The sequence below is a fragment of the Bradyrhizobium sp. BR 1432 genome, from assembly GCF_051547705.1.
GTDB lineage: Bacteria > Pseudomonadota > Alphaproteobacteria > Rhizobiales > Xanthobacteraceae > Bradyrhizobium > Bradyrhizobium zhanjiangense.
This window is the reverse complement of the sequence record NZ_JBPUGF010000003.1, coordinates 4,072,279-4,094,872: the sequence shown is the minus strand read 5'-3', so window position 1 is coordinate 4,094,872 and position 22,594 is coordinate 4,072,279. Positions and strand designations below refer to the sequence as shown.

Here is a 22,594-nt window from a genome sequence, read left to right as displayed (position 1 = left end):
TTCGTGACAAAAGACCCGCAGCCAAAGCGCAAGCCGGAAAATTGCGCCTTCGTCATCTTTGGCGTGACCGGCGACCTGACCCATCGGCTGGTGATGCCATCGCTCTACAATCTCGCCGCCGAGGACCTTTTGCCGGAGAAATTCTGCGTCGTCGGCGTTGGCCGCAAGGCTCAATCGGATGGCGAGCTACGCGACAGCCTGATGAAGGGCCTGCGCGAGTTTGCAACCCGCCCGGTCGACGACGACGTCGCAAAACAGCTGCTGCAATGCGTGACTTTCGTCGAGGCCGATGCGAAGGATCCGCCCTCCTTCGATCGCTTGCGCGAGCATCTGGATTCGCTGGAATGCGCGCGAGGCACCGGCGGCAACCGGCTGTTCTACCTCGCGACCCCGCCCGCGGCTTTCGCGCCGACCGCGCGCGAGCTCGGACGCACCGGCTTGACGAAGCAGAACGGCGCTTGGCGGCGGCTGGTGATCGAGAAGCCGTTCGGCACCGATCTCGCCTCGGCGCGCGCGCTGAATGCCGAACTGCTGAAGATCATGGACGAGCACCAGATCTACCGGATCGATCATTATCTCGGCAAGGAGACGGTGCAGAACATCCTGGTGCTGCGCTTCGCCAACGGCATGTTCGAGCCGATCTGGAATCGCAACCATATCGACCACGTCCAGATCACGGTGGAGGAGAAGCTCGGCGTCGGCCACCGCGGCGGCTTCTACGATGCCACCGGTGCGCTGCGCGACATGGTGCCGAACCATCTGTTCCAGCTGATGTCGTTGGTGGCGATGGAGCCACCGAGCCGCTTCGACGCGCATTCGGTCCGCTCCGAGAAGGCCGAAGTGCTCACCGCGATCCAGCGGCCGAGCGAAGAAGAAGCGCTGAAGAGCTCGGTGCGCGCGCAGTATCTCGCGGGCCGCGTCGGCGACGAGGAGATTCCGGACTATCGCACCACGGCGGACGTCAAGCCCGGCAGCACCACCGAGACCTTTGTCGCGCTGAAGCTGATGATCGACAATTGGCGCTGGGCCGGCGTGCCGTTCTATTTGCGCACCGGCAAGGCGCTGGGCCACAAGCGCACGGAGGTCGCGATCAAGTTCAAGCAGGCGCCGCTGTCGATGTTCTCAGGCACGACAGTCGACCGCCTGTCGCAGAACTTCCTCACCATCGGCATCGCGCCAACCGAGACCATCGAGCTCCAGTTCAACGCCAAGATCCCGGGACCGAGCGTCACCATCGACGGCGTCGAAATGAAGTTCCGCTATGGTGACTATTTCCGCGCCGATCCCTCGACCGGCTACGAGACGCTGCTCTACGACTGCATGATCGGCGACAACATCCTGTTCCAGCGCGCCGACGGTATCGAGGCCGGATGGCAGGCGGTGCAGCCGTTCCTGGACGCCTGGAAAAGTGCGGGCACCAACGGCATCGAGACCTATCAAGCCGGCAGCGATGGCCCGGCCTGCGCGGACGAGCTGCTCCGGCGCGACGGACGAAGCTGGCGGAAGTACTCGTGATGGCGGCCGAGCAGCCGAAGCTGATCGTCGCGGCCGACGCCGAGGCGCTGGCGCAGACCGCGGTCGAACGGGTGATGGCGCGGATCGCCGCCAACCCCTCGCGCATCGCAATCTGCCTCACCGGCGGCTCCAGCCCGAAGAAGCTCCATCAACTGCTTGGCAGCGATGCCTGGCGCGAAAAAATTCCGTGGGAGCGCGTGCACTGGTTCATCGGCGACGAGCGTTTCGTGCCGGAAAGCGATTCCCTCAACAACATGGCGGTGGCCCGCGCGACATTTCTTGACCGCAGTGCCCCCTCAGGCCATATCCACCCGATCCCGACCACGACCGAAAATCCCGATCGCGCCGCCGAGGCCTATGCGCACGAGCTGCAAGCCTTCTACGGCGCTGACCGGCTCAATTCGGCGCGGCCGCTGTTCGACATGATCCTGATGGGCGCGGGGCCGGACGGCCACACCGCCTCGCTGTTTCCCGGCTATCCCGAAATCGAGGAGACCGAACGCTGGGTCATCGGGGTGCCCAAGGCCAATGTCGCGCCTTTCGTACCGCGGGTCTCGCTCACCTTGCCCGTTCTGGCCTCCTGCCGCGAAATGCTGTTCGAGATTGCCGGGCACGACAAGCAGGCGATCTTGACGCGCCTCCTCAATGGCGAGACTCTGCCGGCGTTACGCGCGCGCTCGAATGGTGAGACCGTCTGGCTGGTCGACCAGGCCGCGCTTCCGGAGGGAATTCGTGGCGGGCGTTGAAGCACCTTGTGCATTGATCGTGATGGGCGTGTCTGGCTCGGGCAAGAGCACGATCGCGGAAGCGCTCGGCCAGCGCCTTGGCTGGCGCTTCGAGGACGGCGACAGCTTTCATCCCGCCAGCAATGTCGAGAAGATGAAGGCGGGCCATCCGCTCACCGACGAAGACCGCTGGCCCTGGCTCAACGCCATCGCCGACGAGATCGCACGGGTCTGCGGGCGCGGCGAGCACGTCATCATCGCCTGCTCGGCGCTGAAACACGCCTATCGTGACGTGCTGCTGCGTGGTCGCGACGACGTCCGCTTCGTCTTCCTGAAGGGCACCAAGGAGCTGATCGCCGAGCGGCTCGCGCACCGCAAGGGTCATTTCATGCCGCCCGAGCTGCTGACCAGCCAGTTCAACACGCTGGAGCCGCCGGAGGCCGGCGAGCACGCCATCACCGTCTCGATCGACGAATCCGTCGAGGCGATCGTGGACGGCGTGGTGCGGCAATTGAGGTTGGGCGGGGCGAAGCGCTGAGGCCAAGAAGCTGAACCTTCAAGAAACCTGAACCTTAAGGTCCTGCCATGACGAAGATCTCACTGGTCGTCTCCGACGTCGACGGCACGCTGCTGACCAAGGACAAGACGCTGACGGAGCGTGCGAGGTCTGCCGTGCAGCGGCTGCACCAGGCGGGCATCGGCTTCACCATCACCTCCAGCCGCCCCGCGATCGGCATGCGCTTCCTGATCGAGCCGCTGGCGCTCTGGCTGCCGGTCGGGCCGTTCAACGGCTCCTCGATCGTCGATCCCGAGATGAGGCCGGTCGAGCAGCACCTCATCCCAGCGGGCGCGGCCGAGCGGTCGTTGCGGATCCTGCGCGAATTCGGCGCCGACGCGTGGCTCTTCACCACCGACAAATGGCTGATCGACAATCCCGAGGGCAGCTATGTCGCGCATGAGCAGCGCACGATCCGCGCCGATCCGACCATCGTGACGGATTTTTCGCCGTACCTTGCGAGCGCCTGCAAGATCGTCGGCGCCAGTGCCGATGCCGTCGGCCTCGAGCGTTGCGAGAAGGCGATGCAGGAGGCGCTCGGCAACGAGGTCACCGCGGTGCGCTCGCAAACCTACTATCTCGACATCACCCCGCCCGGCTTCAACAAAGGCACCTTCGTGCAGGCCATGGCCAAGCGCGTGGGCATTGCGACCGAGGCCGTCGCCACCATCGGCGACATGCAGAACGACCTCGCGATGTTCCGTGTCAGCGGCGTCTCGATTGCCATGGGCAATGCCACCGACAACGTCAAGGACCACGCCACCCACGTCACCGCGACCAACGAGCAGGATGGTTTTGCCGAGGCGATGGAGATGATCTTGAAGCTGAATGGGGTTGGTTAGAGCTTGATGGGCCACCGCCATCGCCTGCCGCTCGGTGTGCACCTCTCCCCAACGGGGAGAGGTCGGATTGCGCCTGGCGATGCGAAGCATCGTCCAGTGCAATCCGGGTGAGGGGCCGCGGCGTTCGGTGAGACTGTAACTCCTCACCCGGATCGCATCTTTCGATGCGATCCGACCTCTCCCTACGGGAGAGGTGAAGGACTCGCGCCGCCATTTTGATGTGCCCGCTACTGCGACCGCTGCACGGCCGGCTTCTCGCTCTCCCGCCTGGCCGCCGACAGATTATGCGCGGTGTTGATCAGCGCGATGTGGGTCAGCGCCTGCGGGAAATTGCCGGTCTGGCGCCGCGCCACGGAATCGTATTCCTCCGCCAGCAGCCCGACATCGTTCGCGATGCCCACCACGCGATCGAACAAGACTTGCGCCTTGTCGATATTACCCGACAGCACATGGGCATCGGCCAGCCACAGCGTGCATGCCAGGAACGCGCCTTCGAGCGGCGGCTGACCGGCAAGCAGCTCGCGCGAATCGTGTCGCAGCACGAAGCCGTCGCGCATCAGGCATTTCTCGACAGCAGCGATGGTGCCGCAGATGCGCGGATCGGCCGCCGGCAGGAAACCGACCGCCGGCAGCAGCAGCACGCTGGCATCGAGCAGCTTCGTGCCGTAGGACTCGACGAACGTGTTTTCGTCCGCGTCGAAACCGTTGTTGCAGACGTCGCGATGAATGGCCTCGCGCAAGGCCCGCCAGTGCAGCAGCGGCGCCTTGAAGCCGAAAGTCTCCGCACTCTTGATGCCGCGGTCGAAGGCGACCCAGGTCATGACTTTGGAGAAGACGTAGTGTTTGGGCTGGCCGCGGCGCTCCCAGATGCCGTGATCGGGCCGGTCCCAGACCTCGGCGAGATGATCGAGCACCGCGCATTCCAGCGCCCAGGTCTCGTCGTCGAGCTTGAGCTTGGCCATGCGCGATTGATGAAATACATCGATCAGCTCGCCATAGACGTCGAGCTGGAGCTGCGCATGCGCGGCATTGCCGACGCGCACCGGCCGGGCGCCCCCATAGCCGTCGAGCCAGCCCGCCTCCCATTCCAAGAGCCGCCGATGGCCCCAGATGCCGTACATGATCTGCATGTTCGAGGGCGAGCCGGCGGCGGCGCGCAAGAGCCAATTATGCCAGGCCAAGGCTTCCTCGGTATAGCCCGAGTTCATCAGCGCAAGCAGCGTGAAGGTCGCGTCGCGCAGCCAGCAGAAGCGATAGTCCCAGTTCCTGCTGCCCCCGAGCTTTTCCGGCAATGAGGTGGTGGGTGCCGCCACGATGCCGCCGGTCGGGGCGAAGGTCAGCGCTTTCAGCGTGATCAGCGAGCGTACGATGAGATCGTGATAGCCGCCGTCGCGGGTGCAATGGCTGCACCAGTCGTGCCAGAATCTTTCGGTCTCCTGGAGCGCGATCTCCGGGTCGATCGGCGCCGGCGGCTCGATGTGCGAGGGCCCGTAGGTCAGCACGAAGGGTATGGTCTGGCCGGACGTCACCTCGAAGTCAGAAACCGTGGTCAGATCTTCGCCGCGGGTCTCGACAGGCGTGCGCAGCACAATCATGTCCGGGCCGGCGATTGCCATCAGAGAATGGTCGATCCGCCGCACCCATGGGATAGCCGCACCGAAGCCAAAACGGATGACGAGCTGCATCCGCATCTTCACCGCGCCGCTGATACCGCGGACCAGCCGCACGATGTCGGATGCCTTGCCGCGTGGCGGCATGAAGTCGATCAGCGCGACGGTGCCGCTCTTCGTCTCGATGCGGGTTTCGAGGATGAGGGTATTGCCGAGATAACGGCGGGACGTAGCGGTGACATCCACGCTCGGTGCGATCAGCCAGCGACCATTCTTGTGCGTGCCGAGGATCGCGGCAAAGCAGGCGTCGGAATCGAAGGCCGGCCAGCACAACCAATCGATCGAGCCGTTGCGCCCGACCAGCGCCGCGGTCTCGCAGTCGCCTATCAGCGCATAGTCCTCGATCCTCTGAGACAATGTCGTTCGAGCCTGAGAAGCCCCGGCTGTTCAACTCCCGACGGTCAATGAACGTTCCCGCGTCGCGGCCTTCAAAGCCGCGAGATCGACCTTGGTGGCGATCTTGTCGAGTATAACAGGAAGCCGCTGGCGCCAGTTCGGATGCTCGTCGATCGTGCCGGGGATGTTGGGCTGGTCGATCACGCCGAGCAGATCCTCCAGCGACACCGCGAGCAGCCGCGATGGCGTGCGCGACAGAAAGGCGAGCACGGAATAAAGATCGTTGGTGTTGATGCCGTTCTGGCGCAAAATCTCGTCGAGCCTGCCGAGCGCGTCCCAGCGCGCCTGCTCGCTTTCGCCGGGATCGATCCCGAGCGAAAGCTTCATCTTGAGGTCGCTGAAGGAGCGCCAGCCAGCATAGGTCGACAGGTCGTGCGTATTCAGCGTGACGAGTGCGTTGGGCCGGTAGTGGTCAACATTGCGGAAGTGGCCGGCATCGTCGCGCTCGAACATCATGACGAGGTAGGACCAGATGCCGAAATCCTGCATCGTCTCGCGGAAGCCTTCCGGCACGGTGCCGAGGTCCTCGCCGATCACGATGCATTTATGAGCCGCGCTCTCGCACGCCACCGCCGCCAGCAGCGCTTCGAACGGCATCTGCACATAGGCACCGTTGTCGGGCTTGAAACCGCGCGGCACCAGATAAAGCCGTTTCAAGCCGAGCACGTGATCGAGCCTGATGGCACCTGCATGGCGCATCGAGGCCGCGAGCATGTCGGCGAACGGCACGAAGGATTGGGCCTCCAGGCCGCCGGCGTTGAAGCCGGCGAGGCCCCAGTCCTGGCCGACGGTATTGAGCACATCGGGCGGCGCGCCGACGGCGAGATGGCGCGAAATCGCCATCTGCTCGTTCCAGGCATCGAAACCATTGGACTGCACGCCGACGGCAACGTCGAGATAGAGCCCGACCGGCATGCCGAGCTGGCTGGCCAGCTCCTTCGCCGCATGCAACTGGCTGTCAGCCGTCCATTGCACGAATTCGACGAACTCGACGTCGCGCTTGTCGGACCCATTGCGCAGCGCAGCGCATTTCGCATCGTCGGGCTTTTGCCATTCCACCGGCCATTCCCACCATGGCGCGGTGAAGCGATGACGCAGCACTTCGAAGCAGGCAAAGCGGGACAACAGCGGGCCGCGGGCAGCGCGGAAGGCGTCAAACTCCCGGCGGCGCGCTTCGCTCGCGCTCGTCACGAAACTGTTGAAGGCAGCGCGCAGCCCCAGCCATTTCAACGCCGCCATGTCCGCGTACGGCACACGGTCACCCTCGCGCAGCCGTGCTGCGGTCGCGGCGGCATCCGGCACGAGGTCGGGCGCAAATTCCGGGATCGCCGCGACATCGATATAGAGCGGATTGAGAAACAGCCGGCTGTTCGGCGAATAGGGGCTGCAATCGGCGGGGTGGTCGTCGAACAGCACATGCAGCGGATTGAGCCCGACACCGTCGGCCCCCAATTGCTTGGCAAGCCGGACGAGGTCGGCCAAGTCCGTGAAGTCACCGATACCCCAATTGCGGTTGGAGCGGACGCTGTACAGCTGCACGGCGAGCAGCCAGCCGCGGTCGAACTCGCCGCCGAAGGCGCGCTCGGGCGCCACGATCATCGGCACCTCTTCCGTCACACCTTCGGCATCGGTCAGCGTCAAACGGTGATAGCCGAGCGGCAGGCCGGCCGGCCAGGCGATCACGGGCTCGCGCGTCTCGCCTTGCGCGATCGACTTGCCGTTTGCGGCCAATTTCCATTGCAGCGGCGGCGCACCGACGGCCGCCAATTCCGTCCGCGGATGCCCCAAGGCGCGCACCACGACCGGCCCGCCGACGAAGCGGTAGACCCGCTTCTCGGGCAGGGCGTCGAGGATGGATTTGAGGGCCACGGGATCGGTGACCCGCAGCTTACCCAGGGCATCGATGAATTCGGACTGGACGCCCTTGATCCGGGCTTGAGTTATGAGATCCATTCGGCACGCAGCTTGCAAGCCACCCTTTTGCCGGGGGGCATCGATTTAACGAGGCAGCGAAAGACGTTAGTCGGGCTTAACTCACAAACCGCGCCTGCCGTTCCCCGCCGGAACTAATGACACACAAGCGGCTTTTTATATAGGTATCAAGCGTAGGTTCCCGACAAGGGAAACGGGCCCCTGCTTTCTTGTCAATGGCATCACCGTGAACAAGACAATTCAAACTGTCGAAAGTGCCGCAGCCGGCAGCGCTTTCCTCATCGAAGACGTCTATCCCTTGATCGATGGCGGCCGCTTCGCCGTGAAGCGGATCGCGGGCGACCGGGTCGAGGTCTGGGCCGACATCTATCGCGACGGCGATGCCGTGATCGGCGCCGCGCTGCTGTGGCGCCGCGAGCAGGACCGCGAATGGCAGCGTGAGCCGATGAGCCATCATGGCAATGACCGCTGGTCGGGCGCCTTCGTCCCGACCGCGGCCGGTCAATACATCTACGCCATCGAAGCCTGGACCGACGAGTTCGCCACCTGGTCCCACGGCGTCGCACGCAAGCAACGCTCCGGTGCGGACGTCACTCTCGACGCGATCGAGGGCGCCGGCCTCTTGACCAAGGCGCATGGCGCACGGCAAGACGCAGCAGTGGTCATCATCAGGCAGTGCGAGGACTATCTGCAGAGCGGCGACGTCGGCCCGCTGCTCGCAACCGAGCTCGGCGAAGCCATGGCCGAGAGCCAGTCGCGGCCCGACCTCACCCGCTCGGCCCTTTTTCCGCTGATCGTCGACCGCGACAAGGCACGCTTCGGCGCCTGGTACCAGATGATGCCGCGCAGCCAGAGCCGGATCCCCGGCCAGCATGGCACGCTTCGCGATTGCATCGCCCGCGTGCCCGACATCGCCGCGATGGGTTTTGACGTGCTCTACTTCACGCCGATCCACCCGATCGGCCACACCCGCCGCAAGGGCCGCAACAACAATGCGCAGGTTGCGAGTGCAGGCGATCCAGGCTCGCCCTATGCGATCGGCACGACGGAAGGCGGACACGATGCGCTGCATCCCGAGCTCGGCACGATCGAGGATTTCCGCGCATTGGTTGCGACCTGCCTGGAATACGGCCTCGAGCTCGCGCTCGATTTCGCCGTGCAATGCTCGCCGGACCATCCCTGGCTGACGCAGCATCCGGAATGGTTCAAGTGGCGGCCGGATCGCTCGGTGCGGACGGCGGATGGCCCCTATTCGGACATCGTCATCCCAGATTTCAACTCCGTCGACAGGCCTGGACTGTGGAACGCGTTTCGGGATGCTCTGCTGTTCTGGATCGACCATGGCGTGACCATCTTCGCCATCGACAATCACGACACCGCGCCGCTTCCGTTCTGGGAATGGCTGATCCGCGACATCCGCCGCCGCCACCCCGAGGTGATCCTGTTCTCCAAGACATTCGCGCGGCCGAAGCTGATGAAGGGCCTCGCCAAGCTCGGCTTTGCGCAGTCCTTCACCTATTTCCCCTGGCGCACCTCGCGGTGGGAGCTGGAGCAATATCTCGGCGAGCTGACGCGCTATCCCGAACGCGACTTCTATCGACCGAACCTGTTCGTCAACACGGCCGACCTGCTGCCCTATCACCTCCAGAGCGGCGAAGCCTGGGCGTTCAAGTCGCGCCTCGCGCTGGCCGCGACGCTGTCGGGCAATTACGGCATCTTTGGCGGATTCGAGCTCTTGGAGCACGAGGCGATTCCCGGCCGTGAAGAATATCTGGATTCCGAGAAATACCAGATCAAGCAGCGCGACTGGGACAAGCCCGGCAACATCAAGCCCTACATCACCGCGCTCAATCGCGTCCGCAACGAGAATGCGGCGCTCCGGCAGACGGCCAATTTGCGCTTCCTCGGCGTCGAGGACGGCGAAACCATCGCCTTCGCCAAGGAGGCAGCCGAGACAGCCAACACCGTCATCGTCGTGATCGCGCTGTCGCGCCATGTGCGCGAATTCTGGCTGCCGCTCGGTGACGTCACCGTTGACGCCGGCGGGCAGCGACACCATGTGACGGCACTCGAAAACCTCCTCACCGGCGAAAAGTCCCGCATCGAATGGGGCGGGGTCAGGCTGCGTATCGATCCCGAGCGCGATCCGGCGCTCTTGTTCCGCGGCCTGGCGTAAGGGTTCACGCCATGAATGTTCTGTCTTCCGTCGACACCAAGAAAGCCGAGGCTGCCGAGATCGTGGACGAGCTCTGGTACAAGGACGCCATCATCTACCAGCTCCACGTCAAGGCGTTTGCCGACAGCAACAATGACGGGATCGGCGACTTCGCCGGGCTGACCGAGAAGCTGCCCTATCTCCAGGAACTCGGCGTCACCGCGCTGTGGCTGCTCGCCGTTCTACCCCTCGCCCGGCCGCGACGACGGTTACGACATCGCCGATTACGGCGCGGTCAATCCCGATTTCGGGACGATGAAGGATTTCAAGCGCTTCATCCAGGAGGCGCAGAAGCGGGGCCTGCGCGTCATCACCGAGCTGGTCGTCAATCACACCTCGGACCAACACAAGTGGTTCAAGCGGGCGCGCCGCAGCCATCCGGGCTCGAGCGCCCGCAACTGGTATGTCTGGAGCGACACCGATCAGAAATACCAGGGCACGCGCATCATCTTCACCGACACGGAGAAGTCGAACTGGACCTGGGACCCCGAGGCCGGCGCCTTCTACTGGCACCGCTTCTTCTCGCACCAGCCGGACCTGAATTTCGACAATCCACGCGTCGTCAGCGCACTCATCCAGGTGATGAAGCGCTGGCTCGATGCCGGTGTCGACGGCTTCCGGCTGGATGCCATTCCCTATCTGTGCGAGCGCGAAGGCACCTCGAACGAGAACCTGCCCGAGACGCATGCGATCATCAAGCGCCTGCGCCAGGAGCTCGACGCCTACTCCAAGGGCAAGCTGCTGCTGGCCGAGGCCAATCAATGGCCGGAGGACGTGCAAGAGATTCTCGGCCGTGGCGACGAGTGCCACATGGCCTATCATTTCCCGCTGATGCCGCGGATCTACATGGCGATCGCGCAGGAGGACCGTTTCCCGATCACCGACATCCTGCGCCAGACCCCGGACATCCCGGCGAGCTGCCAATGGGCGCTGTTCCTGCGCAATCATGACGAATTGACGCTGGAGATGGTCACCGACGTCGAGCGCGACTATCTCTGGACCACCTACGCCAACGACCCGCGCGCGCGCATCAATGTCGGCATCCGCCGGCGCCTTGCGCCGCTGATGGACAATGACCGCCGCAAGATCGAGCTGATGAACTCGCTGCTGCTGTCCTTCCCCGGCACGCCGATCGTCTACTACGGCGACGAGATTGGCATGGGCGACAACATCTATCTCGGCGACCGCAACGGCGTGCGCACGCCGATGCAGTGGAGCCCGGACCGCAACGGCGGCTTCTCACGCTGCGACCCGGCCCGCCTTTACGCGCCGCTGATCATGGATCCGGTCTACGGCTACGAGTCGGTGAACGTGGAGGCGCAGTCGCGCAGCCTGTCCTCGCTGCTCAGCGCCACCAAGCGGCTGATCTCGGTGCGCAAGTCGACGCTTGCCTTCGGCCGCGGCACCATGACCTTCATCCGCCCGGCCAACCGCGCCGTGCTGGCTTATGTCCGGCAATACCGCGACGAGGTGATCCTCTGCGTGGCCAATTTGTCGCGCGCCGCGCAGGCGACCGAGCTTGACCTGTCGCCTTGGAAGGACCGCATCCCGCAGGAAATGCTCGGCCGCACGCGCTTCCCCGCGATCGGCGAGCTGCCCTACATGATCACGCTGGGGCCCTACGGTTTCTACTGGTTCCAGCTTCAGGAGCGCGACAAGTCCGAGCCGGTGACGCCGCGCGCGGTGCCGGAGTTCGAGACGCTGGTGGTGCCGGTGAACTCGAATTGGGTGTCGCTCGCCCGCGAGCGCGGCGTGTTCGAGCGCGACGTGCTGCCGGGATTCCTGTCGCGGACGCGATGGTATCCCGAGCACAATGCCAAGCACATCAAGACCACGCTGACCTCGGCGGCGCCGTTCTGCGACATTGGCGACAACCGGCCCTGGATCGCGTTCTTCGAGACCAAGCAGGGGAACGAGACGACACGCTACGTGCTGCCGTTGCAGATCGAGTGGGTGCGCTTCGATCGCGAACGCTTCAACCCGAAGGCGCTCGCCGCAGTGCGTCAGGGCGCGCGCGAAGGCACGCTGCTCGATGTCGCGACCGAGCAGATCTTCATCGGCCTGTTCCTGCGCAATTTGTCGCAGAACCTGGCAGTGGAAGAGAACAATTTGCGGCTGGAATTCAAGGCGACCAGCCGGTTTGCCGATTACATCATCAAGGAGCCCGAACGCATCCGCGCGATCGAGCAGTCGAACAGCACCGCGCTGATCGACAATCAATACGTCGCCAAGATCTACCGTCGGCTCGAAACCGGCATCAGTCCCGAGATCGAGATCGGCCACTATCTCACCGAGATCGCCCGCTTTGCCAACACGCCGGCGCTGCTGGGTAGCGTCGAGCTGGTCGAGGGCGAGCAGCGCAGCGCGCTCGGCGTGCTGCATGCCTATGTCGAGAACCAGGGCGACGGCTGGACTGTGACAACGGGCTACCTCGATCGCTATATCGACGAGCAGCGCGTGTTGCCGGCGGGCGAAACGCTCCGCGAAACCCAGGAGCAGGCGCCTTATCTGCACTTCATCGCGCAGATCGGCCGGCGGCTCGGCGAGCTGCATGTCGCGCTGGCCGCGGCAAAGCCGGACGAGCTCGCTCCGGAGCCGATCGGCTCCTCGTACATCACGCGCCTCGTCTCCGACCTCAAGGCGCGCGCCGAGCGGGTCTTCGAACGGCTGGCCAACAGCCGCGACGGCCTGCGGGAGGCGGATCGGCCGCTGATCGATCAGCTCACGGAGGCCCGCGCGACCCTGCCCGACCGCCTGAATGCGCTATTGCCTTCCGGGATCGGCGGGTTGAACATCCGTCATCATGGCGACTTCCGTCTCGGACAAACTCTGATCGTGAAGGACGATATCTTCATCATCGACTTCGACGGCGATCCGCGTGTGCCATTGGCCGACAAGCGGCGCAAGGCGCCGGCCGCGCGCGACGTCGCGGGCATGATCCACTCGATTGATGTTTCGGTCAACGCGGCCCTCAGTCGCGCGCTGACGGGCGCTTCCGACGAGCAGGGCCGGCTCGCAGCCGCGCTCGACGAATGGCGCGAGCGCGCTACCGCAACCTTCTTGTCCGCCTATCGCGAAACCATGACCGATCGGCGGATTTGGCCGCAAGATCCGCAATCCGCGGAAGGCCTGATAAACTTCTTCCTGCTTGATCAAGCGTTCAACGAAGTAGAGTACGAGCTGTCCCACCGGCCTGAGGGGCTCAATGCGCCGCTGACCGGACTGCTTCGCATTCTGTCCAGTGCCGAGAGCGAAGCCCATGCCTAAACTGCCTGCTGAGGCCTACGCGATCATCGAAGGCCGCCACTCCGATCCCTTCCACTATCTCGGGCTGCATCCCGAGGGCGGTAGAAGCGTGGTGCGCGCCTTTCTCCCCGAAGCCTCGAATGTCGAGGCGGTCGGCGAGCATGGCGAAGTCGCCCCGCTCGACCGCGTGCACGATTCCGGCCTGTTCATCGGGGCCCTGCCCAACGGCTCGAAGCATTACCAGCTGCGCGCGAAATTCGGCGGCAACGTCGTCGAGTTCGAGGACGCCTACCGCTTTCCGCCGATCCTGACCGATTTCGACCTTTATCTGCTCGGCGAAGGCACCCACCAGCGCCTCTACGACAAGCTCGGCGCCCATCCGATGCGGCACGAAGGTGTCGACGGCATCGGCTTCGTGGTGCTGGCGCCGAATGCGCGGCGCGTGTCCGTGGTCGGCGATTTCAATTTCTGGGACGGGCGGCGCCATCCCATGAGGGTACGCGGCAGCGGCTATTGGGAGCTGTTCATCCCGCATGCGAAGATTGGCGATCACTACAAGTTCGAAGTCATCGGCCCGCATGGCCATATGCTTCCGTTGAAATCCGATCCGCTGGCCTTTGCGAGCGAGGTGCGGCCCAAGACAGCGTCGATCGTGTTCGACGAGGCGCGCCTGCCGCGGCCGCGGCCGGCGCCCGACGGCATCAACGCGCTGTCGGCGCCGATGTCGATCTACGAGGTCCATCTCGGCTCGTGGCGGCGCAAGAACGGCAATGAATGGCTAACCTATCGCGAACTGGCCGAGCAGCTGCCGGCCTATGCCCGCGACATGGGCTTCACCCATCTCGAATTTCTCCCGGTGAGCGAGCATCCGTTCGACGGCTCCTGGGGTTACCAGCCGACCGGCCTCTATGGCCCGACCAGCCGCTTCGGCACGCCGGAGGATTTTGCCGTTCTCGTCGATGCCTGCCACCGCGAAGGCGTCGGCGTGCTGCTCGACTGGGTGCCCGGCCACTTCCCGGACGATCCGCACGGGCTAGGTCATTTCGACGGCACCTCGCTCTACGAGCACGCCAACCCGCTCCAGGGCCGCCACCTCGACTGGGGCACGCTGATCTACAATTACGGCCGCACCGAAGTGACGAACTTCCTGGTGTCGAACGCGCTGTTCTGGCTGGAGCGCTATGCGATCGACGGCCTGCGCGTCGATGCCGTGGCATCGATGCTCTATCTCGATTACAGCCGGCCGCCCGGCGCGTGGATTCCGAACCAGTATGGCGGGCGGGAGAACATCGAGGCGATCAACTTCCTGCGCCGCTTCAACACGGAAGTCTTCGCCCGCTTCCCGCAGGCGACCACGGCGGCTGAGGAGTCCACCGCCTGGCCTCAGGTCTCACGCCCGGTCGAATTCGGCGGGCTCGGCTTCGGCTACAAGTGGAACATGGGCTGGATGCACGACACGCTGAGCTACATCAGCAAGGATCCAATCTACCGCAAGCACCACCACGGCGAGATCCTGTTCGGCCTGCACTATGCATTCTCGGAAAACTTCATCCTGCCGCTGTCGCATGACGAGGTCGTGCATGGCAAGCGCTCGATCCTCGGCCGGATGCCCGGCGACGAATGGCAACGATTCGCGAACTTGCGCGCCTATTACAGCTTCATGTTCGGCCATCCCGGCAAGAAGCTGTTGTTCATGGGCGCGGAGATCGCGCAGAGCCGCGAATGGAACCATGACCAGTCGCTCGACTGGCGCCTGCTCGAATACAAGTACCATTCCGGCATCCAGGCGCTGATCCGCGACCTCAACCGGCTCTATCGCGCCGTGCCGGCGCTGCACCAGATGGATTGCGACCAGGCCGGCTTCGAATGGCTGGTCACCGACGACGCCAACCGCAACGTGTTCGCCTGGCTGCGCAGAGGCTTCGACGAGCAAGCGCGGTGCCTGGTGATCATCAACTTCTCGCCGAACGTCTACCAGAACTATCGCGTTCGCGTGCCCTTTGGCGGCAAGTGGAAGGAAGTGCTCAACTCGGATTCCGCCCACTATGGCGGCAGCAACGTCGGCAACATCGGCGAAGTCCATGCCGAGGGCGGCGAGCTCCGCCTCACAATTCCGCCACTTGCCGCGATCTTCCTCGTTCCAGAAAGCTGACACATGCGCTTGACTGCTGGATCGCCCGCACGCCTCGGCGCAAGCTGGGACGGACGCGGCACCAATTTCGCGCTGTTCTCCGCCAACGCACAGAAGGTCGAGCTCTGCCTGTTCGACACGCAAGGCCGCCGCGAGCTCGAACGCATCGAGTTGCCGGAACGGACCGAAGACGTCTGGCATGGCTATCTCAACGACGTCTCGCCCGGCCAGCTCTACGGCTATCGTGTGCACGGCCCCTACGAGCCCGAGCACGGCCACCGCTTCAACGCCAACAAGCTGCTACTCGATCCCTATGCCAAGCGGCTGGCCGGACGGCTGGTCTGGAGCGATGCGCATTTCGCCTACCGCACCGGCTCGCCGCGCGAGGACCTGTCGTTCGATCGGCGCGACAATGCGCGCGGCATGCCCAAGGCCGTCGTCGTCGACGAAACCTTCAACTGGGGCCGGCGCGAGATCCGTCCCGACATCCCCTGGGAAGACACCATCATCTACGAGGCCCACGTCAAGGGCCTGACGCAGAAGCGCGACGACGTGCCGCCGAATCTGCGCGGCACCTATGGTGGCCTGTCATCGCCGGCGATGATCGAGCATCTGAAGAGGCTCGGCGTCACCACGATCGAGCTTCTCCCGATCCACAGCTTCGTCGACGACCGCATCCTGGTGGAAAAGAAGCTCGCCAATTACTGGGGTTACAACACGTTGTCCTTCTTCGCGCCCGAGCCGCGCTACGCCCAGGACAACGCGCTCAATTCCTTCCGTACCACGGTCGCGCGGCTGCACGATGCCGGCATCGAGGTGATGCTGGACGTTGTCTACAACCACACCGCCGAGGGCAATCACCTCGGCCCGACGCTGTGCTATCGCGGCATCGACAACGCCTCCTATTACTGGCTGAACCGCGAGAACCCGCGCTATTACGACGACTTCACCGGCTGCGGCTCGTCGGTGAATCTCACCCATCCGCGCGTGCTCCAGATGGTGATGGATTCGCTTCGCTACTGGGTCGAGGTCTGCCATGTCGACGGCTTCCGTTTCGACCTCGCCACCACCCTGGCGCGCGGCCCGAACGGCTTTGATCGCGGCATCTCGTTCCTGACCGCGGTCCGGCAGGATCCGGTGCTGGCGACCGTCAAGCTCGTCGCCGAACCGTGGGATCTCGGGCTCGGCGGCTATCAGGTCGGCGCCTTCCCCTCGCAATGGTCGGAGTGGAACGATCGCTATCGCAGCGCCATGCGCCGCTACTGGAGCGGCGAAGGCAGCCTGATCGGCGACATCTCCAGCCGCATGACGGCGTCATCAGACCTGTTCAACCATGACGGAAGGCGGCCGCGCGCCGGCATCAACCACATCACCGTGCATGACGGCTTCACGCTCGCCGACCTCTTCAGCTACAACGAGAAGCACAACGAGGCCAACGGCGAGGACAATCGCGACGGCTCCAACGACAACCACAGCAACAATTGCGGCGTCGAGGGCCCGACCGACGATCCCCAAATCCTCAGCCTGCGCCGGCAGCTTCGCAAGAACGTGCTGGCCTGCCTGATACTGGCGCAAGGCGTTCCGCTGATCCTCGCCGGCGACGAGGTCGGCAATTCTCAATCCGGCAACAACAACGCCTATTGCCAGGACAACGAGGTCGGCTGGGTCGGCTGGGACAATCTCGGCAGGGAGGGCGACGACATGGTCGATTTCGTCGCCCATCTCGCCGACATCCGCCGCCGATTCTCGCAACTCCGCAGCCATCGCTGGCTCGACGGCCGCACCAAGGACGGCATCTCCTACGGCGCGCTGTGGCTGACGCCCGCCGGGGACGAGATGACGGAGAACGACTGGAAATTCCCGGAAGGGCGCTTTCTCTCCTATGTGATGGGGCCGATGGAACCGGGCAGCGCCGCGATCTTTATCGTTCTGAACGCCGCTCCCGAAGAGATCGCATTCAAATTGCCCAAAATGACCGAATACAAGAGCTGGCAGCAGATCCTCAACACGACCGAGGCCAGGCTGAACTCGATCGACTTCCTGCCCGGAAGCGACAGCAAGGCGCCGCCGCGATCCGTGCTCGCCTTCGCGGGGGCGCTATGAGGCCATCCTTCGGGGCGAGGCCGACCAAGGACGGCGCGTCGTTCCGGCTGTGGGCGCCCGGCGCGCGCCGCGTCGATCTCCTGCTCGACAGAAGGCACGCGATGCAGCGCCGGCAGGATGGCTGGTACGTGGCCGACATTGCCGGCCTGCGCGCCGGTAGCAATTACAAATTCCGGATCGACGACGAGATCGACGTGCCCGATCCGGCCTCGGCATTCCAGCCCGAAGATGTGTTCGGCCCGAGCGAGGTGATCGATCACGACGCCTTTGTGTGGGGCGCGCGCGATTGGCGCGGCCGTCCCTGGGAAGAGACGGTGCTGATCGAGACCCATGTCGGCACCTTCACGCCAGAGGGCACCTACCGCGCCATGATCGACAAGCTCGATCATCTCACAGCGAGCGGCATCACCGCACTGGAATTGATGCCGCTGGCCGATTTCGCCGGCCGCCGCGGCTGGGGCTATGACGGCGTACTGTGGTATGCGCCCGACAGCGCCTATGGCCGCCCTGAAGACCTGAAGACGCTGATCGACGAGGCGCATTTGCGCGGGCTCATGGTGTTCCTCGACGTCGTCTACAATCACTTCGGCCCCGAGGGGAATTACCTCGGCCGCTATGCGCCGACCTTCTTTACCGACGCGCACACGCCCTGGGGCAGCACAATCGACTATCGCGTGCCGCAGGTGCGCGCGTTCGCGGTCGAGAACGCGCTGTCCTGGCTCAGCGACTACCGTTTCGATGGCCTGCGGCTGGATGCCGCCAACCACATCATGGCGGTGCCCGGCGAGCAGTCCATGCTGCAAGACCTCAGCGTCGCTGCCGGCGAGCTCGCCAAAGCCACGGGACGGCACATCCATCTGGTGCTCGAGAACGGTGACAACCGCGCGAGCCTGCTCGATGCCGCGCAGGAGCCGCCGAACGGCAAATATCGCGGACAGTGGAACGACGACTATCACCACGTCTGGCACGTGATGCTGACCGGCGAGCTCGCCGGCTACTACGCGGACTACCAGACGCCGCGCATGGATCTTGCGCGCGCGCTCGCCTCCGGCTTCGTCTACCAGGGCGAGATATCGGAATTCTGGGCAAGAAGCCGCGCGGCGAGCCGAGCGGCGAGCTGCCGCCGTCGACCTTCGTCAACTTCCTGCAAAACCACGACCAGATCGGCAACCGCCCACTCGGCGACCGGCTCGAGAGCCTGGCTTCACCCAAGCAGATCGAGGCCGCGCTCGCGGTCACCCTGCTCGCGCCGATGGTGCCGATGCTGTTTCAGGGCGAGGAATGGGGCTCCACGGTGCCCTTCCCGTTCTTCTGCGACTTCCACGACGGATTGGCCGATGCCGTGCGCAAGGGGCGCAAGCAGGAATATGCCTGGGCCTATGAGAAATACGGCGACGAGGTGCCTGATCCGCTCGATCCGGCAACGCTGCAATTGGCCGTGCTCGACTGGAACGGCCGCACGCCCGAGCAGGACGCGCGGCTTGCGCTGGTGCGCGAGCTGCTCGCGCTCCGGCGCAAGGAGATCATGCCGCGGCTGAAAGGAGCGAGGTTCGGCGATGCCGAGGCAGCAGATACCGGCTTGCTCACGGCACATTGGCGCATGGGGGACGGCGCGGCGCTCCACCTGACCGCGAATCTCTCGGACAAGGATGTCGCGTATTCCAACAGCAATGCGGGCACGCCGATCTGGGGCGGCGAGGCCGGCGAGCGGCTTCCGCCCTGGTCGGTGGTTTGGCATCTCGGAGGTTAGCATGCCTCCCGCCATTCCGCTCGCGACCTACCGGCTCCAGCTCACCGCGGATTTCGACTTCGACAAGGCCGCCGCGGTCGTGCCCTATCTCAAGGCGCTGGGGATCACGCATCTCTACGCCTCGCCGGTGATGAAGGCGCGCAAGGGCTCGACCCACGGCTACGACACCGTCGATCATAGCCAGCTCAGTCCCGAACTCGGCGGCGAGGCCGGCTTCGCACGGCTGAGCGAGACGCTTCAGCAGCACGATCTCGGCCTGATCATTGACTTCGTGCCCAATCATGTCGGCGTGCATTTCGCCGACAATCCCTGGTGGCTCGACGTGCTGGAGTGGGGCCAGGCTTCACCGCATGCGGTCTCCTTCGACATCGACTGGGATCAACTGGCCTTCCGCGCCCGCGGCGGCGTGCTGCTGCCGATTCTCGGCGTGTCCTATGGCGAGGCGCTGGAGCGGGGCGAGATCGAGCTGCGCTACGATCCGGATGAGGGAAGTCTTTCCGCCTGGTATTTCGAGCATCGCTTACCTGTTGCGCCGGAGCGCTATGGCGAAGTGCTGCGGATGATCGTCAAGGAAGCGGACGCGGCGGAAACGGAGCCCGGCAAGCGCCTGCTCGCGCTCGCGGCGCGCTACACCGGACTGCGCCGTCCCAATCGCAAGGAAGCTCCCGCCTTCAAGGCAGAACTCAAGAACATTGCGGGTGCTGCCGACATCATCGCGCGAGGTCTTGCCGCCTATCGCGCCGCCAAGGACCGTCCCGCGCACACGCTGGCGCTGCATCATCTGCTCGAGCGCCAGCACTACAAGCTCGGGCATTGGCGGCTCGCCTCCAGTGACATCAACTATCGCCGCTTCTTCGACGTCAACGGGCTTGCGGGCTTGCGCGTCGAGGATCCCGGCACGTTTGCCGCCACGCACCGGCTGGTCAAGCAACTCATCGCCGACGGCAGATTGCAAGGCATCCGCCTCGATCACATCGACGGCCTGCGCGATCCCGCGCAATATTGCCAGCGACTGCGCCGGCTGGTCCGCGATGCGCAGGGTACGACGAAGCCCTTTTATACCCTGATCGAGAAGATCCTGTGCGAGCACGAACGCCTGCCGCACTTCGCCGGCGTCCAGGGCACCACCGGCTATGAATGGATGAACGTCATCACCCAGGTCCTGGTCGACGGCAAGGGGCTGGCGGCGCTGGACGAGACCTGGCGGCAGATCAGCAACCGGCCGCCACGGCTTGCGCCTTACGTCAAGGACGCCAAGCGGCGGGTGCTGGAGACGCTGCTCACGAGCGAGTTCACCGTGCTGACGCGGCTTTTGGCGCGCATCGCCAACGGGCATTACTCGACGCGCGACTTCTCCGCCGACAGCCTGCGCCAGGCGCTCGAACTCTATGTGCTGCATTTCCCGGTCTACCGCACCTACCTCACGACGAGCGCGCCGACCGCGCACGATCGCAAGCTGATCGAGGAGACCATCGCGCGGGCGCGCGCAGAATGGTTCGCCGCAGATGACGGCATCTTCGACTTCCTGCGCGACGCCCTGACCATGGACCTGCTCAAGCCCGGCCGTCCCCGCACAGCGCCCCGCGCGTGCGCCGCTTCGCGCTGAAGGTGCAGCAATTCACCGGACCGATGATGGCGAAGTCGCTGGAGGACACCGCGTTCTATCAATTCCACCGGCTGCTTGCGCTGAACGAGGTCGGCGGCGACCCCGCGAGCATCGGCCTTACCCTTCCCGCTTTCCATCAGGCGATGCAGGCGCGCGCCAAGGAATGGCCGCACGGCATGACCGCGACGGCCACCCACGACACCAAGCGCGGCGAGGATGCCCGCGCGCGTATTGCTGCGCTCAGCGAGATTCCCGGCGAATGGACCAGCGCGGTGGCGCGCTGGAAGGTGTTGAACGCGCCGCATCTCACACACCACGGCAGTTTCCGCGCGCCGTCGGCGACCTTCGAGTACATGCTCTACCAGACCCTGCTGGGGGCCTGGCCGCTCCAGGGACCGGATGCCGGCTTCATCGAGCGCATCCAGGCCTATGCCCTCAAGGCCGCGCGTGAAGGCAAGGAGGAGACGAGCTGGCTCAATCCGCATGAAGCGTATGAAAACGGCGTCAAGAGCTTCATCAGCAGGATCCTCGACCCCGCTCAGTCCGCAGAATTCCTGGAGGCGCTGCAGACCCTGGCCCGCCGCGTCGCACTGCTCGGCATGTTGAACTCGCTGAGCCAGCTCACACTCAAGGCAACACTGCCGGGCGTGCCAGACTTCTACCAAGGCACAGAATTCTGGGACCTGTCGCTGGTCGATCCCGACAACCGCCGTCCGGTGGACTTTGTCGCCTGCCGTGCAGCGCTGAGCTCATTGGACAAGCCGGATTGGCGTGGCCTGATCAAGGCCTGGCCGGACGGCCAGCTCAAGCTGGCCTGGACGCGTCATCTCCTCAAACTGCGCAACCGGCTTCCCGACATCTTCGTCCGGGGCGACTATCAGCCGCTCGAGGTAAGCGGCGGGCATGCTGACCACGTCATCGCCTTCGCCCGCCGCCATGGCCGCGCGGCCGCGATCGTCGTGGTCGGGCGTCACTTCGCGCCGTTCACGCAAGCGGGCCGGGAATGGCCCGCGCTGGAGGGCTTAGGTGCCACCGTCGACATCACCGGCTATGCCGCGACGGATCTTGCGAGCAACGAACTGCCGCTTGCGCAGGCTCTGCGCGATCTTCCCGCGACAATCATCGCGGCGCGCACCGCCAGTGCAGCGAAGCCGATGCGGCAGCGCGTGCGCGCCTGAGGCTACTTGCCGCCGTCCTTGGTCAGCAGCAACTGTCCGCGCTTCCTGATCGCGGCCTGGGCCATCTCGGCAAAGCGCTGCAACAGCCAGGGCAGCACCACCTCGACCCGGACGTGATCTTCGGTGACGTCGACCTGGCCGGTCGCGATCTGCCCGAGCGCGCGGATGCGGAAATTCATGCTGTCGCCGCTCCAGCGCTCCTCTTCGACTTGCAACACGGGAATGCTTGCTGCGGCGCGGCCAAGCCCCGTCTTGAGCCGGCGCACCGCCTCATCGCGGCCGAGACGATGCGGAATTGAAACGACGAGCGGTTCTGACATGGCCGTGGCCCTGCTGACTGCCCCTCACCTGATCATGCCGCATGAAACGGCAAAAGTTCCATGCATGCCGGAGTTGGGGCCCATTTGCGAAGCCGGAACTTTAAAACCTGCGGCAAGTTGCCCCGCACGACGGGACAGGTGCAACGACCCTTTCAACAAAGGGCTGGAGGAGACTCGCATGTCTATCGGCACGATCATTCTGATCATCTTGGTCATCGCCCTGCTCGGCGGCTTCAGCGGCATTGGCGGCGGGCCGTTTTACGGCACCGGCTATTACGGCGGCGGCGGCCTCGGACTCGTCATCGTCATCCTGCTGATCCTGCTCCTGATGGGACGGATATAGGCACCTAGGGTGGGTTAGCGAAGCGTAACCCACCACGCTTCTGCGAATATTGAACGAAATTGGTGG

11 protein-coding genes and 3 pseudogenes are annotated in these 22,594 nt (G+C 64.6%); 11 read left to right on the top strand and 3 right to left on the bottom strand.

The annotated features are described in order from the left end of the window. Positions 1–3 precede the first annotated feature (3 nt). The 4 genes from zwf to ACSKB8_RS19680 are packed head-to-tail and all read left to right on the top strand — an operon-like array spanning position 4 to position 3,638. Positions 4–1,515: a glucose-6-phosphate dehydrogenase gene (gene zwf, locus ACSKB8_RS19695; RefSeq protein WP_091879631.1), complete on the top strand. Its 1,512-nt coding sequence runs from the start codon at positions 4–6 to the stop codon at positions 1,513–1,515. Beyond that, positions 1,512–2,261 (top strand): 6-phosphogluconolactonase, encoded by a 750-nt coding sequence (gene pgl / locus ACSKB8_RS19690; RefSeq protein ID WP_438105808.1) that lies wholly within the window; start codon positions 1,512–1,514, stop codon positions 2,259–2,261. The genes zwf and pgl overlap by 4 nt, the downstream gene beginning before the upstream one ends. Further along, positions 2,248–2,778, top strand: coding sequence for a gluconokinase (locus ACSKB8_RS19685; protein ID WP_438105806.1), 531 nt, complete (start codon positions 2,248–2,250; stop codon positions 2,776–2,778). The genes pgl and ACSKB8_RS19685 overlap by 14 nt, the downstream gene beginning before the upstream one ends. A 47-nt stretch (positions 2,779–2,825) precedes the next feature. Further along, positions 2,826–3,638 (top strand): HAD family hydrolase, encoded by an 813-nt coding sequence (locus ACSKB8_RS19680; protein ID WP_438105804.1) that lies wholly within the window; start codon positions 2,826–2,828, stop codon positions 3,636–3,638. A gap of 227 nt (positions 3,639–3,865) precedes the next feature. Here the strand turns inward: ACSKB8_RS19680 and ACSKB8_RS19675 are convergent, their stop codons facing one another. After that, complete coding sequence (locus ACSKB8_RS19675) at positions 3,866–5,665, bottom strand: glycoside hydrolase family 15 protein (protein ID WP_438105802.1); 1,800 nt, start codon at positions 5,663–5,665, stop codon at positions 3,866–3,868. Positions 5,666–5,695: 30 nt separating this feature from the next. Beyond that, entirely contained in the window at positions 5,696–7,657 is a 1,962-nt protein-coding gene (malQ, locus tag ACSKB8_RS19670) for a 4-alpha-glucanotransferase (protein ID WP_438105800.1), read from the bottom strand. Between the two features lie 205 nt (positions 7,658–7,862). Between malQ and ACSKB8_RS19665 the strand changes: the two genes are divergently transcribed. The 6 genes and pseudogenes from ACSKB8_RS19665 to treY all read left to right on the top strand — a co-directional run bounded on the left by ACSKB8_RS19665 (position 7,863) and on the right by treY (position 21,865). Beyond that, positions 7,863–9,812, top strand: a complete 1,950-nt coding sequence (locus ACSKB8_RS19665; protein ID WP_438105798.1) for a maltotransferase domain-containing protein — start codon at positions 7,863–7,865, stop codon at positions 9,810–9,812. An 11-nt stretch (positions 9,813–9,823) separates the two neighbouring features. Next, a pseudogene (treS, locus tag ACSKB8_RS19660) lies at positions 9,824–13,118 on the top strand (maltose alpha-D-glucosyltransferase). Beyond that, positions 13,111–15,249, top strand: coding sequence for a 1,4-alpha-glucan branching protein GlgB (glgB, locus tag ACSKB8_RS19655; RefSeq protein WP_438105796.1), 2,139 nt, complete (start codon positions 13,111–13,113; stop codon positions 15,247–15,249). Before treS ends, glgB begins: the two are co-directional and overlap by 8 nt. Before the next feature lie 3 nt (positions 15,250–15,252). Then, positions 15,253–17,331 carry a glycogen debranching protein GlgX gene (glgX, locus tag ACSKB8_RS19650; RefSeq protein WP_438105794.1) on the top strand — a complete coding sequence of 693 codons (2,079 nt, stop codon included), beginning with the start codon at positions 15,253–15,255 and terminating at the stop codon, positions 17,329–17,331. Beyond that, positions 17,328–19,081: pseudogene (gene treZ, locus ACSKB8_RS19645) on the top strand (malto-oligosyltrehalose trehalohydrolase). Before glgX ends, treZ begins: the two are co-directional and overlap by 4 nt. Position 19,082: 1 nt before the next feature. Further along, a pseudogene (treY, locus tag ACSKB8_RS19640) lies at positions 19,083–21,865 on the top strand (malto-oligosyltrehalose synthase). Positions 21,866–21,867: 2 nt separating this feature from the next. Here the strand turns inward: treY and ACSKB8_RS19635 are convergent. After that, a complete protein-coding gene (locus ACSKB8_RS19635) occupies positions 21,868–22,185 on the bottom strand; it encodes a polyhydroxyalkanoic acid system family protein (protein ID WP_091879667.1) in 318 nt (105 codons plus the stop codon). Between the two features lie 178 nt (positions 22,186–22,363). Between ACSKB8_RS19635 and ACSKB8_RS19630 the strand changes: the two genes are divergently transcribed. After that, entirely contained in the window at positions 22,364–22,528 is a 165-nt protein-coding gene (locus tag ACSKB8_RS19630; RefSeq protein WP_018318514.1) for a DUF3309 family protein, read from the top strand. Positions 22,529–22,594 lie beyond the last annotated feature (66 nt).

Bases quoted from the DNA above. Each gene is read 5' to 3' on its own strand.
- ACSKB8_RS19680 (WP_438105804.1), top strand. From the start codon at position 2,826: ATGACGAAGATCTCACTGGTCGTCTCCGACGTCGACGGCACGCTGCTG.
- malQ (WP_438105800.1), bottom strand. From the start codon at position 7,657: ATGGATCTCATAACTCAAGCCCGGATCAAGGGCGTCCAGTCCGAATTC.
- glgB (WP_438105796.1), top strand. From the start codon at position 13,111: ATGCCTAAACTGCCTGCTGAGGCCTACGCGATCATCGAAGGCCGCCAC.
- glgX (WP_438105794.1), top strand. From the start codon at position 15,253: ATGCGCTTGACTGCTGGATCGCCCGCACGCCTCGGCGCAAGCTGGGAC.
- ACSKB8_RS19635 (WP_091879667.1), bottom strand. From the start codon at position 22,185: ATGTCAGAACCGCTCGTCGTTTCAATTCCGCATCGTCTCGGCCGCGAT.
- ACSKB8_RS19630 (WP_018318514.1), top strand. From the start codon at position 22,364: ATGTCTATCGGCACGATCATTCTGATCATCTTGGTCATCGCCCTGCTC.